This window comes from Variovorax sp. IB41, assembly GCF_016405905.1.
GTDB lineage: Bacteria > Pseudomonadota > Gammaproteobacteria > Burkholderiales > Burkholderiaceae_C > Variovorax.
Window position 1 is genome coordinate 274,134 of sequence record NZ_JAEFCB010000001.1, and the last position, 13,741, is coordinate 287,874.

The following is a 13,741-nucleotide window of genomic DNA, read 5'->3' on the forward strand; positions in this document are numbered from 1 at the left end:
CCTCACCGCGGCGTCGATGGCTGCGCGGCGGGCGTCTTGCCGTCTTCGTCTTCCAGCTCGAAGACCTTGCCGTCGATCTCGATGCGCTGGATGTTGGCGGAGAAGTTGCGCTTGTCGGCGAAGACGATGTTGTCTGCCAGCAAGGCGGCCCGTTGCGTGAGGCCCGCGGTCATCTGGGCGGCGGGGTGTTCCGTCTGGCGCTGGGCGTCCGCGGTGGCGGCCGCTGCGAGGCGGGCGCCGGCATCGGCGCGAGCTTGCAGCGCTGTGGCCTGGGCGGCGGCTTGCGCTGCGGCGATGGCGGCGGCCTGCGCATCGGCTGAAGCCTGCGCCGCGGCCTGGGCCGACACCTGTGCGGCCGCGGTTGCCGCCGCCTCTGCCGCAGCCTGGGCAGCCGCCGCGCGGGCGGCCGCTTCCGCTGCGGCCTGGGCCGCGGCTTCGGCTGCCGCTTCGGCCGCTGCGTCGCGGTAAGTGCTGTTGGTGATGCTGCCCGTGCCCGTGTTGCTGCCGACCAGCTCCGCCGCGCCGCTGCCGCCGGTGACAGTTCCCGTTGCATGCGAGTTGTCGATGTCGCCGCCCTGCATGCGGCCCACCAGCCCGCCGGTGAAGTCGAAGTCGGTGCCGCCCGTCACGTTGCCGCTGGCGCGCGAGTTGGAGATCGTGCCGCCGTCCATCTGGCCGACCAGGCCGCCGGCTGCGTAGGAGCCGGTCACGTTACCGCTGGCGTAGGAGTCGGTGATGGTGCCCTGGTTGCCGCCCACCAGACCGCCTGCGGTTTCGCCCGAGACATTGCCGGTGGCGTGTGAGCCGGTGATGGTGCCGCTGTTCGCACCGGCCAAGCCGCCGATGCCCGAGCTGATCGGCCCGCCCTTCACATCACCGGTTGCATAAGAGTCGGTGATACGGCCGCCGTTGTTGCCGACGAGTCCGCCGGCGGAAACACCGGTCACCGTGACAGTGCCGCTCGCATGCGATCCCGAGATGGTGCTCCCGCTGTTCACGCCAACGAGACCACCAAAATCCTGGGTGCCGTTGATCGAGCTCACGTTGCCAGTGGCGTAGGAATCGACGATGCGAGCCCCTCCATCTCCGTTGTAGCCAACCAGGCCACCGATGGCGGACTGTCCACCCGTGACATCGCCCGTGGCATATGAGTTTGTGATGAGGGCCGATGGACTGCCTCCGCTCAGACCGACCAGTCCGCCGACCGATATGACGTTGTCGGACACCGTCACGTTGCCCGTGGCGTGGGAGTCGGCGATGGTGCCGTTGGCATTGCTCCCGACCAACCCGCCGACGTTCTGGCTGCCGAAGGAGCTGGGGTCAACGAAGACCGAGACATTGCCGGAGGCACTCGATCGGATGATCTGGTAAGTGGGACCGGCGTTTTTGCCCACCAAGCCACCGATGTTGTTGATGGTGCCCGCGTAGCGGGAAGAGCCCATCACCGCCACCATGGAATAGGAGTCCGAGATGATGCCGTTGCCGCTGATGGGCTCGAACGTGACCGGGTCGAAGGTGCTTCCGTTGTAGCCCACCATCCCGCCCACGTTGACGACGCCCTGCACCGTCCCCGTCACGAAGGCGCGGCCGATGCTGCCGCCGAAGTTCTCCCCGACCAGCCCGCCGACCCGGCCATAGCCGCTGACGTCGACGCCGACCAGGCCGATGTCGCGGATCGCGCTGCCGACCTGGGCCGTGCCGATCAGGCCGGTCGGCGCCTGCAAGTAGTCGTTGTGCACCGGCTCCAGGATCGTCAGGTTGCTGATCGTGTGACCCAGCCCCGCCAGCGTGCCCGATAGTTTGGACACCACCGTATTGCTGTACGTCTTGCCCGATGCATCGAGATTGCCCGCGAGCGCATAGCGCCCCGCCGCGACACCGCCCGTGTCGTCGATCGCCTCCAGATCGCTCATGCTGTGGATCAGCGTGTAGGCCTGCCCGTTCATCGCGAGGCTCGCGTTGGCGCCGCTCAGCGTGACCGATGCGCCCTGCGTCGTGTCGATGCGGTAGTCCCCGCCGAAGTTCAGGTTCAACCCCGCGCGCATGCCGGTGGCCGTGATCGGCGCGTTGATGCGCACATCGTTGGCCGCGCTCAGCGTGAGCGCTGTGTCGGCCGACCAGTTCACGGCCTGGTTGACGTCGATGTGGCCGCCGGCGCCACTTGCACCCATCGATGCGATCGCCACGTTGGTGTTGCCCAGCTGTGCGCCGAGCTGGGCGCCGCTGATGTTCGCGCCCGCGCCGACGGTGAAGCCGTCGGAGGCCAGCGTCCACATGCCGGTGTTGCCGTTCGCGGACCTGGTGGTGATGGTGGCGTCATCCGTCACCCTGACGCTGCGGCCCGCGGTCGCGATGGTTCCGCCGTCGCCGCTCACGGGTGCCGAGGCATCCAGCGTTCCGCCCACGTTGGCCGTGCCGCCATCCGCGCGCAGCGTGATGCTGCCCTTCAGATCGTCCACCGTGCGCGCCTGCACGATGCCGGTGTTGTTCACCTGGCTGCCCAGCAGCAGGTTGGCCGCGTTCGCGGTGAGGATCACCGTGCCGCCGTCGGCCTGGATCGCGCCCCTGTTCTCGACCAGCGCGGCCCACGTGCCTTCGTCGATGCTGACGTTCACCAGCGAATCGCCGTTGAAGTTCAGGCTGATCCTGTTGCCGCTGCCCAGCGCCACCGTGCCCTTGGTCGCGACGATCACGCCCTGGTTCGACACCGATGGGCCGAGCAGCGCGACATACCCGCCGGTCGCCGAGGTCAGCGTGCCCATGTTGATGACCGATCCGCTGCCGCCATTGCCGCTGAACGCATAGCGTCCGGCGTTGAAGTCCGCATCGCTGATGTCCAGCGTGCTGGCCACGAGGCCGGCGGTGTTCACGCTGCTGCCGCGGTTGAACAGCACGCCGTTCGAGTTGATGAGGAAGACCTTGCCGTTGGCGTTGAGCACGCCGTCGATCACGCTGCGCTCGTTGCCGACGACGCGGTTGAGCGTGATCGCCGAGGCATTGGGCTGGATGAAGTTGACGGTCTCTCCGGCGCCGATACCGAAGCCCTGCCAGTTGATGGTCGCGCGCTGCGTGCTCTGGTCGACGCGGGTCACGCTGCCCGCCTGGCCGATGGCGGCAGCGCCGCTGGTGACCACGCCGCCCTGCGGCGCGGCGATTCCCATCGATGAATGAAGCAACACATAAATGGCTGCGCATACTTTTGAATTCAATCGCGGGCGGTGGCTTCTGGATTTATTCGTGACCTGCTTCATTCGTTCACCTGTCTCGTTATATTTCTGAGAGTATAGCGACCGTGATTTTTTACGTGCTGTTCGGATGCGTTTTTGAATAGCAATACCCTGCAATTCAATGCCGATGCATTACCCGCATGCTATGCAATCTATATACAAACCGATATAGCGTGAAAGACTCACACCCGTCATTCATCCAATTCATCGAGGAGATACCGTGAGAAAGTTTTCGATCAAGAAAATCGCGCTGGGCGTTTCTGCATCCGCGCTGATGCTGGGCTCGTCCGCGACGTGGGCGCAGTCCATCAACGTGGCCGTGGCCGCGAATTTCCAGGGGGCAATGGTCCAGCTGGTCAATGCCTTCGGCGCTTCCGGCCTGCCGTTCTCGGGCAGCAGCTTCACCGTGACCTACGGCGCGACGGGCGATTTCCAGACCGCCATCAGCACCGCGCTCTCGGCACCCGGCGGCACCACGCCGTATGACCTGTTCTTTGCGGCGGACGACACCACGCCGGCCGCCCTGCGCGCGGCTTATTCCGGCGTGGTGCAGGTGCCGTTCCGCTATGCCGAAGGCAAATTGATCCTGTGGTCCAAATACGGCCCGAACGTGAGCACGAGCGGCTCGAGCGGCTTCACCAATCCGGCGAGCTATGCCTATGCGAACGGCCAGGTGGCGATCGCGAACCCGACCACCGCGCCGTATGGCACGGCGGCGCAGCAGGTGCTCGGCCGCGTCAACAGCATCACTTATCCGGGCGGTGCCTACGACGCCAAGTTCGCGCAGTACACGACCATCGGGACCACCTACACGGCGGTCAACGCGAGCACCGGTGCCACGAGCTATCCCAATGTCGGGTTCGTCGCCAAGTCGCAGGTGTGCAACGGCTCGGGCGCCGTGCGCGCGCTCACCGGCACGTACTTCGAATACACGCCCGCCACGGTGAACGGCAATCCGCCGCATGACCGCCTGCTGCAGGACGCAGCGGCGATCCGCGGCCGGCCCGGCTCGACCAATGCGGCGGTCGATGCCTTCATCGCCTATGTTGGCAGCACGGCCGGCCGCACGATCATCCAGAACAACTGCTACATCCTCTAAAGACCAGAGGCGAAAGCAGCGTCATGAGCCACACCTGTCGAGCCATCCGGTCAAACGAATTGGCAAAGACAGTGTGTGTGCTTCTAGGCGACAGCGCCGGCTGGCCGGCCGCGCCGGATGTGCAGATCAGTCGGTGCCGACCATCACGCTCGAGGCCTTGATCACCGCATAGGCAGCGCCGCCTTCGGTGAGGTTGAGCGATTGCGCGGAGCTGCTGGTGATGGTGGAGACGACCTGCACGCCAGGTGCGATTTCCAGCGTGACCTCGGTCGTCACCGGACCGCGGACGATGGAGACGACCTTGCCGGACAGGACATTGCGGGCGCTGATTTTCATGGGGACTCCTTGGGATTGAAGGCGCGAGTCTATCGAGCGCGCTCATCCGTGGCGGGGGCAGATCGGGCTGCTGGAGGCACCGGCCTCGCCCGCGTCTTCAACCGGCGGACCCGAGAACGCCGCGGCGAACGACGCGATGCCGGCGCTGCGCAGCGGCAGGTAGCGCACCTGCTGGCGCGTGCACAGGCGCTTGAGGTTGTCGACCGATTCGTGGTCGATGCAGTCGACCGGAAAAACCACCACCTCCGCCCACGAGACCGCGGCCGCCAGGAGGCCACTGCGATCTTCGAGCGCGCCGCCATGCCGGCGGAGTTCGCCGCCGTGCCGCTGCACCAGGTCGCGGATCGCCGGCGCGGAGCTGGGCCGGCCGCCGACGTAGAGAATGCGCCGGCCCTGCAGTTGCTGGTCGAGGCAGGCGTTGGACGCGCCCTCGCCCGCGTGCATCTTCAGCTGCGTCTCGGCCGCGCCGAGTTCGCGGCCGAGCGCCATCGCGTGCGCGCGGAGGTGCTCGAGCTCCTCGGTGAGTCGCGCCACTTCGGTGGCCGCAAAGGCCGAGGCCTGCTCGGCGCGCTCGCGCCGTTCGGTTTGCACCGCGATCAGGACCGCGGCTTTCTCGGATTCTTCGAGGCGAGCCTTCGCCGGGACCGTGGCGATCGGCGTCGCGTTCGCCCTCGAAGCCTCGATCAGTTCCAGTTTCAAGTGCGCGATGCTTTTGTCGCGCTCCTCGATCAGCTCCTGCGAGCGCAACTGATGCCGGTCCAGCCGGTCGCGCAACTCGACGTTGTCATGCTCCAGCGCGGCGAGACGGCGGATGTCGGCGCGGTTGGCGGCGCCCACCAGGTGCGACAGCATGTGGATGTCGCCGAAGGCCCGGTTGCGCAGCTCGGGCGTGCCCTTGCGGTGCATGAGCACGGCCCAGTAAGCGCCCGGAATCTCGCCCTGGTGCAGCGCTTCTTCCCAGTACGCGGTGAGCGCCTGGACGTCGTGCAGGCTCGACAGGCGCTGGATGGTGGCGGCATGGCGGTGGTCCAGCGCCTTCTGCAACGCCTTGGAGACGATGGCGTTCTGCGTGGCCAGCCGCACCGCTTCATGGTGGACGTGCAGGTCGCTCGCGCCCTGCACGTCCGCAAAGCGCGCGATGAGCTTGCGCAGCTCGGCGGTGGTCAGGCAGGTGCCGATCACCGAGCAATAGAAGTTCGTGTCCAGGTCCGAGAGGCGGACGCGGCCGCTCGGCGCTTCGTCGCCGCCTTCCGGCGGTTCGCAGCAGCCCGCGACGTGCTGCAGCGCGGGGCCGTCGGGTGTCGCGGGGGCCGCATTGGCCGAGGCCAGGCGTCTGAAAGGCGGGTTTAGCATCTTCGCAATATACGACGCGACATAGCGTATGCCAAGTCAACCTCAATCGAAGGCGAATGCTCCTCTATAAAAAACAGAGATCAGCAATACGCTATATTTTTCAGGATATTTCGCGCCCGATGAGCTCCACTGGCTGGACGTGGAAAGCCGCGTGCGGCCCGACATCGCCGCCAGCGAATCGGACCGGCTGGCGCGCTGAAGCCAATCAGCCTGCGAGCGTCTCCACCCGCAGCGTCGTCACCGCGCCGGCCACCGCCGCGCTTGCTTGCAGCGCGTGCACGGCCAGGTCGATTTCGCCCTGCGGCGCCGGGCCCGTGAGCACCAGGACCTGCGGCCCCGTCTTCTCCTGCGCGGCCAACACGACTTGCTGCACCGGAATGCGCCGTGCCGCAAGGAATGCCGCGACCGCTTCGATCTGGTTCGCCGCATGCACCGGAACCCGCAGGTAGTGCGAGGTGTGCACCGCAGCGCGCGGCAGCGCCTTCAGTTGGCTCATCGCGTGCGCGTGAAAACCCAGATGCGGCACGCGCTGCGCCGCATGCGTGCCATCGAGCCGCGCCATGTCCACGAGGTCGGCGATCACGGCCGAGGCGGTCTGCTCCGAGCCGGCGCCCGCACCGTAGTACATCGTCACGCCCGACGCGTCGCCCTTGACCATGATGCCGTTCATCGATCCGTTCACATGCGCCATCAGGTGCGCGGCCGGCACGAGCGCGGGCTGCACGCGCAGCTCGACGCCCTCCTCCCGCCGCCGCGCGATGCCCAGCAGCTTGATGCGGTAGCCCAGTTGCTCGGCGCAGGCGACGTCCACGCCTTGCAGCGCGGTGATGCCCTCCACCTGCACATCGGCAAAACGCACCGGCGTGCCGAAGGCATTGGCGGCGAGCAGCGTGAGCTTGTGCGCGGCGTCGATGCCCTCGATGTCGAAGGCCGGGTCGGCCTCGGCGTAGCCCAGGGCTTGCGCCTGCGCAAGCGCTCCAGCGAAGTCCAGGCCTTCGTCGCGCATCTTGCTCAGGATGAAATTGGTGGTGCCGTTGATGATGCCCGCGACCCATTCGATGCGGTTGGCGGTGAGCCCTTCGCGCAGCGCCTTGATGATGGGGATGCTGACCGCCACCGCGCCTTCGTACGCCACCGCCACGCCGTGCTGCCGGGCGGCCGCGAAGATCTCGGCGCCGTGCTCGGCCAGCAGCGCCTTGTTGGCCGTGACCACATGCTTGCCGTGCGCGATGGCTGCGAGCACCCAGTCGCGCGCGGGGCCCGTGCCGCCGGCCACTTCGACCAGCACGTCGATGTCGGGGTGCGTGGCGACGTGCATCGGGTCATCGGTCAGGGGGATGCCATCGCCCACGATGCCGGCCGCCCGCGGCAGGTTGCGCGCGGCCACCATGACCACCTCGATGCCTCGCCCTGCCCGGCCGGCGATCTCGGCCTGGTTGCGGGCCAGCACGCGGAAGGTGCCCGAGCCCACGGTGCCGATGCCGATCATGCCCACGCGCAGCGGGCGCATGGCCGCGGGAACACCGGCAAGGGGCTGGAGGGACAGGACTGGATCGCGGTACATGGGACTTCTCCGAACGAAAGAACAAACAAAAAACCCAGCTGCCAGAGCTGGGTTTCATTCGTTCGGGGAGAAGAGCGATTCACCAGGTGGCTGCCGGAACGGCCACCTGCGCGTGCTCAGGTGGCCGCGGAGGTAATGGAGGTAATCATTCGTGCACCCATTGCCTGCGGGAATGCAGGCGGCATCATCCGGCCCATGCGGGCGGCGGCGGAGGCGGTGGGGAGGTGGAGGCACGACATGGAGCGCGGAGTGTACAGGAGCCATGCGGGCATTGGCGACAGGCGCCGTCGATCGGGGCACACTAAGCCATGGACAAGCACTTCCTGACCCCGCTCTTCGCGCCGGCCTCGGCCGTGGCCTTCGTCGGCAACGCCAGCGACCCCGGCGGCCAGACCGCAGCGGGCCGCGTGCTGCGCGAGGCCTTTCGCGCCAACCGCTTCGACGGCGCGCTGCGCTTTCTCGATGTGCGCACCAAGGGCACGCTCGAAGAACTCTCGCAGACGCATGCCGACCTCGCCCTCATCGCGCTCGCGCCGCAGGACGTGGCGGCAGCCCTGGAGATCGCCGGCCGCATCGGCTGCAAGGCCGCAGTGGTCATCTCCAACGGCATCGCGCCCGAGCAAGCGGCCCAGTGGCGCAAGATCGCGCGCCGCGAAGGCGTGCACCTGCTCGGGCCGAATTCGCTGGGCTTCCAGCGCCCGCTGCTGCACCTGAACGCGAGCGTCGCGGGGCCGCTGGCCAAGGCCGGGCCGCTCGCGCTGGTGTCGCAATCGGGTGCGCTCACCGCCTCGATGCTCGACTGGGCGCGGCAGAACGGCGTGGGCTTTTCCAGCGTGGTGTCGCTGGGCCCACACACCTCGGTAGACATTCCGCAGGTGCTCGACTTCCTGGCCAACGACCAGGCCACGCACAGCATCATCGTGTACCTGGAAGGCATCTCTGACGCGCGCCGCTTCATGAGCGCGCTGCGTTCGGCCTCGCATGCCAAGCCGGTGGTGGTGCTCAAGGCCGGGCGCAAGCCCGCGGGCAACGCGGCGGCGCAGACGCACAGCGCGGCCATCGTGGGCAGCGACGACGTGTTCGATGCCGCGTTGCGCCGCGCGGGCGCCGTGCGGGTGCGCTCCTTCGTCGAGCTGTTCTCGGCCGCCAAGTGCCTCGCCTCGCGCTACCGGCCCGTGGGCAAGCGGCTCGCGGTGGTCACCAACGGTGGCGGCCCCGGCGTGCTGGCAGCGGACTGGATCAACGAGATCGGCCTCGATCTGGGCAAGCTCTCCGCGCCCGCGCAGAAGCTGCTGCAGCCCGCGCTGCCGCCGCTCGCATCGCTCACCGACCTGATCGACCTCTCCGAAGACGCCACGCCCGCGCACTTTCGCGCCGCCATCGACACCGCTTCGGCCGACAGCCAGGTCGATGGCGTGCTGGCCATCTTCTCGCCCAAGGCCGGCGTCGATGCGGCCGCCACGGCGCGCGCGCTGGCCGACATTCCGCGCCCCATGAACAAGCCGCTGCTCGCCTGCTGGATGGGCGACGCGTCCGTCGGCCCCGCGCGCAGCGTGCTGGCCGAAGCCACGATCCCGAGCTTTCGCACGCCCGAGGCGGCCGTGGGCGCGTTCGGCAACATCGCGGCCTTCTACCAGAACCAGCAGCTGCTGCAGCAGACGCCGCCGCCGCTCTCCGCCCTCGCCAAGCCCGACATCGAAGGCGCGCGCCTCATCATCGAAAGCGTGCTGGCCGAGCGGCGCAAGGTGCTGACGGAGATGGAGTCGAAGTCGCTGCTGTCGTGCTTCCACATCCCGATCACGCGCACGCTGCTTGCGCGCAGTGCCAACGAGGCCATGATGATCGCCACGCAGTTGGGCTTTCCGGTGGCGCTGAAGATCGATTCGCCCGACATCAGCCACAAGTCCGATGTCGAGGGCGTGGCGCTCAACGTGCTCAACGGCACCAGCGCGCGCGACACCTACGTGGAGATGATGGAGCGCGTGGCGCGCCTCGCGCCCGAGGCGCGCATCAACGGCGTGACCGTGCAGAAGATGGTGAAGGCGCGGCGCGGCCGCGAGATCTACGTGGGCCTGGTGACCGACGAGCCCTTCGGCCCGGTCATCGTCTTCGGCGCGGGCGGCACCATGATCGAGCTCATGAACGACCGCGCGATGGAGCTGCCGCCGCTCAACCAGTTTCTCGCGCACCGCCTCATCGAACGCTCGCGCGTGGCCCAGACGCTGGGCGAATGGCGCGGCGCCCATCCGGTGAACATGGAGGCGCTCGAAGACGTGCTGCTGCGCGTCTCGGAAATGGTGTGCGAGCTGCCCGAGCTGCGCGAGATGGACATCAACCCCATCATCGTGGACGAGCACGGCGCGGTGTCGGTCGATGCGCGCATCGTGGTGGACAGCAGCCCGCAGGCGGTGGCGGGCCACGTGGGCAGCGGCTACCAGCACCTGGCCATCATGCCGTACCCCGCGCGCTACCGGCGCGAATGGCCGCTCCCCGGCACGGGCGGCGACCTCTACACCGTGCGGCCGGTGCATCCGAACGACGCGCAGATGCTGCAGGCGCTGGTGCAGGGCCTCTCGCCCGAGAGCCGGTGGTTCCGCTTCGTCTCGCGCTTCCATGAGCTGCCGCCCTCGATGCTCTCGCGCTTCACGCTCATCGACTACGACCGCGAGATGGCGCTGGTGGCCGTGGTGATGGAGCGCAGCAACGCGCCCGACGGCACCATCCTGGACAGCGAGCGCATCGTGGGCGTGTCGCGCTACGTCACCAACCCCGACCAGACCAGCTGCGAGTTCTCGCTGGTGGTGGCCGACGAGTTCAGCGGCAAGGGCATCGGCTCGCGGCTGCTCGAAAGCATCATCGACGTCGCGCGCGACCGGGGCCTGGCGGAAGTCGACGGGCTCGTGCTCGCCAACAACCCCGACATGCTCAAGCTGGTGCGCCGCATCGGCTTCACCGTGAAATCGTTCCCCGAAGATCCGGACTTCAAGCTGGTGACCTACCAGCTGTAGGTCACCAGCGCGCCGCCGCGTTCAATCGGCGTGGTTCATGTCCGCGCAGTCGTGCGGATCGGCGCGGCACAGCTTCTCGTACGCGACCACCGCCTTCCTGCGCTCGCTCAGGGCGGCCGGCGTGCGGAACGGCGCGAGGATCTCGCCGAGCGACATGCTCACGCCGTTCTTCACCACGTACTCGACGGCGGCCGCGGCCTTCAGGTCCTGCAGCGGATTGCCGCGCACGATCACCAGGTCGGCCAGCTTGCCCACTTCCACCGTGCCCAGGTCCTGCTCGACGCGGCTCATCCGCGCGGCGTTGAGGGTCACGTTCTGCAGCGCCTGGTGGTTCGAGGTGGCCATGCCCGCCGCGCGCAGGTTGGTCTGCAGCGCGATGCCCGGCGCGACCAGCGGCGTGTCGGTGCCGATGGCCAGGAGGCCGCCCGCGCGCTGCACCTTGGCCGACTGCTCGGCGTCCTTGCGCGCGAGTTGCAGCACGGCCGGCGTCGGCGTCGCGGTGCCGCTCAGGCCCGCGAGGAAGTTCGGCGGAATCAGCAGCTTGAAGCGGTCGTCGCTGGTCATCAGCGGGTCTTGCCCCACCAGCGCGAGCGAGGAGAAGAGCGTATCGACCAGGTGGAAATCGGCCTTCGCATGCAGGTCGTAGGCGTCCTGGTAGGTGAAGCCGCCGACCGACTTCGACCAGCCATAGCCCATGCGCTGCGTTGCCGACAAATGCGTGGTGCCGCCAATGCCGGCCGCCGCGCCCGGCGCCAGCATGTGCGTGCCGGTCGGCACCCCCATGTCGAGCCCGGCCTGCGCGATCTTCACCATGATCGGGATCGGCGCGCGCACGTACGATTTCAGGTAGTCGACGCCCATGGCCTTGGCCTTGGCGATCTCCAGGTCGGCCACCTCGGGCCTGCGCAGGGTCCGCGCAAAGCTGTAGAACAGCCGGTTGCCCTCCCACAGCGGCGGCGAGACGAACAGGCGCGGCCCCACGAGGTTGCCCGCCTCCAGCGCCTCGCGCATCTCGATGCTCTGGTGCAGCGGCCCCGCGACCGATTGCGTCGAGGTGATGCCATACGCCAGCATCGACGCGGCCACCTGCCCGTACTGCCCGCCCTGGTACAGCGTGAGCGGATGGAAGTGCGGGTCCCACAGGCCCGGCATCACGGTGAGCGCCGAGGCGTCGATGTACTTGCGCGCGCGCCGCGCAGCCGCCGGGTCGTGCGGGCGGATCGCGGTGATGCGGTTGCCGTTGATGACGATGTCCACGTCGGTGCGCAGGGTCTCGCTGTTGCCGTCCCACAGGCGGCCGGCGCGCACGACCGTGGTTCCGTTCGACACGGCCTGCGTCCACGAGAGATCGAGCGGAATCTCCCTGGCGCCCGAACCGTCGGCCGCGATGGTCTTGAGCTTGTCGGTCGCCTTGTAGAGGATGGTGCGCGAATCGCCCGCCCACGAAGGCATGTCCGCCGCCTCCGCCGCGAGCTTGATCGGCGCGCCGAAGGGCGAGCCGTCGGGGTTCAGCTGCATCACGTGCAGCACCGAATCCATGATGAAGGCGACCTTGGTGCCGTCCGGCGACACGACCGCGGCGCCCTCCTCGCGGTCGGAGATCTGCATCGGCGCCTTGGCCACGGAATGGAAGGTGCCGGTCTTGCCCGCGATGTCGATCACGCGCAGCTTGTTGTAGCCCTCTCGAAAGCGGTTGTTGATGCGCTCGTTGTCCACCAGCACCACCCGCTTGCCGTCCGGCAGCCACGAGGGCGTGCTGACCTGCGAGCTCACCTGCGCGATCACCACCTGCGGCGTGCGCGAGGCGATGTCCCACACCTCCAGCTGGCCCGAGCCGGTGGTGTAGGCGATGCGGTCCCCGGTCGGCGACATCTTCGGCGTGACCATCGACTTGGCGGGAATCGCCGCGAGGCGCGTGCGCCGCTTGGAGCCGATCTCCACCTGGTCGATGGCCAGCGCGCCGCCGTTGCCCTTCTCGGTCGAGAAGTACACGGCGCGCCCGTCGGGCGTGAACTGCGGGCTGCCATCGCGCGCCTTGTCGTTGGTCAGGCGCACGGGCGACTGGCCGATCTTCATCACCCACACGTCGTTGAGCGCGACGAAGGCCACGCTCTGTCCGTCGGGCGAGATCACCGGTGCGCTGATGCCGCGCACCGGCTGCGGTCCCAGGGTGTCGAAGCCGCGGTCCTTGCGCTTGTCGATGACGGGCCGGCGCACGGTGAGCGTCGCGCTGAACGGCACGTTGGCCGGCGCCTCGCCGGCGGCGTTGCGGATCTTGATCTGGCCGTCCGCCGTGTACATGAAGCGGCCGTCCGCAAGGTGCCGCACGGGGAACGGAAAGAAGTCTTCGTTCTGCGCGATGTCCTTGCCGCGCACGCTCAGTGTCTTGCGGTCGGTCTGGAACACCAGGCCCGAACCGTCGGGCGCCCAGGCGGGCATGGTGCCGGGGCCGATGAGCTTGGGCGCCTCGGTGCCGCCCACGGGGCGGGTGAAGACGCGCGCCGTGTCCACGAAGGCGAGCTGCTTGCCGTCGGGCGAGAGGACCGGGTTGCTTTCCGCGCCGGGGCCCGAGGTCAGCCTCGTGTAGACCGCGTCCAGCGACACGCGCCAGATCTTGTAGTTGCCGTCGTTGCTGCGGTCCGATGCGAAGACCAGGCCCTTGCCGTCCGGCGTCCATGCAGGCTCGCGGTCGTCGTTGGGACCGGTGGTGACGCGCCGCAGGCCCGACCCGTCGGGGTTGACGACCCACAGGTGGTAGTTGCCTTCCGCGTCGTAGTTCTGGAACGCGACGAGGCTGCCGTCGGGCGACCACACCGGCGCGGTCGGCTCCATGTCCCAACTGGTGATGCGCGTGGCGATGCCGCCGCGCAGCGGCAGCATCCAGAGCGCGCCCATCGCGGTGAACGCGATGCGCTTGCCGTCGGGCGACGGTGCGGCGGCCATGTTGGTGCCTTCGTGGAATTCCACCGACACGTCCCTGGTCGAGCCCTGCAGCGTGCTCACGCTGGTCACCGGCACGGCGGCCTTCGTGACACCCGAGGAATCGGTACGGGAAACGAGGCCGCTGCCGCTGCCGTCGGTGCCGCATCCGGCGATCAGCACCGAGACGGCCGCGGCAACAGCCAGGGCCGGCGCGTGTTTGCGCATCTTCATG

General features: G+C 68.2%; 7 protein-coding genes. 2 read left to right on the forward strand and 5 right to left on the reverse strand.

All coding sequences use genetic code 11. From position 1 onward, the window contains the following. Window positions 1-2: 2 nt before the first annotated feature. Window positions 3-3,161 carry a GLUG motif-containing protein gene (locus JC881_RS01225; protein WP_198783895.1) on the reverse strand — a complete coding sequence of 1,053 codons (3,159 nt, stop codon included), beginning with the start codon at window positions 3,159-3,161 and terminating at the stop codon, window positions 3-5. Window positions 3,162-3,447: 286 nt separating this feature from the next. Between JC881_RS01225 and JC881_RS01230 the strand changes: the two genes are divergently transcribed. Then, window positions 3,448-4,326 (forward strand): substrate-binding domain-containing protein, encoded by an 879-nt coding sequence (locus tag JC881_RS01230; RefSeq protein ID WP_198783896.1) that lies wholly within the window; start codon window positions 3,448-3,450, stop codon window positions 4,324-4,326. Between the two features lie 126 nt (window positions 4,327-4,452). Here the strand turns inward: JC881_RS01230 and JC881_RS01235 are convergent, their stop codons facing one another. The 3 genes from JC881_RS01235 to JC881_RS01245 all read right to left on the reverse strand — a co-directional run bounded on the left by JC881_RS01235 (window position 4,453) and on the right by JC881_RS01245 (window position 7,579). Beyond that, complete coding sequence (locus JC881_RS01235; RefSeq protein ID WP_198783897.1) at window positions 4,453-4,662, reverse strand: TOBE domain-containing protein; 210 nt, start codon at window positions 4,660-4,662, stop codon at window positions 4,453-4,455. A 42-nt stretch (window positions 4,663-4,704) separates the two neighbouring features. Continuing rightward, window positions 4,705-6,015, reverse strand: a complete 1,311-nt coding sequence (locus tag JC881_RS01240; protein ID WP_198783898.1) for a DUF2325 domain-containing protein — start codon at window positions 6,013-6,015, stop codon at window positions 4,705-4,707. 205 nt (window positions 6,016-6,220) lie between these two features. Next, window positions 6,221-7,579 (reverse strand): homoserine dehydrogenase, encoded by a 1,359-nt coding sequence (locus JC881_RS01245; protein WP_198783899.1) that lies wholly within the window; start codon window positions 7,577-7,579, stop codon window positions 6,221-6,223. A gap of 308 nt (window positions 7,580-7,887) precedes the next feature. Here JC881_RS01245 and JC881_RS01250 point away from each other — a divergent pair, with 308 nt between their 5' ends. Beyond that, a complete protein-coding gene (locus tag JC881_RS01250; protein ID WP_198783900.1) occupies window positions 7,888-10,587 on the forward strand; it encodes a bifunctional acetate--CoA ligase family protein/GNAT family N-acetyltransferase in 2,700 nt (899 codons plus the stop codon). Between the two features lie 21 nt (window positions 10,588-10,608). Here JC881_RS01250 and JC881_RS01255 read toward each other — a convergent pair whose 3' ends face one another. Beyond that, a complete protein-coding gene (locus tag JC881_RS01255) occupies window positions 10,609-13,740 on the reverse strand; it encodes an amidohydrolase family protein (RefSeq protein WP_198783901.1) in 3,132 nt (1,043 codons plus the stop codon). Between the last annotated feature and the right edge of the window lies 1 nt (window position 13,741).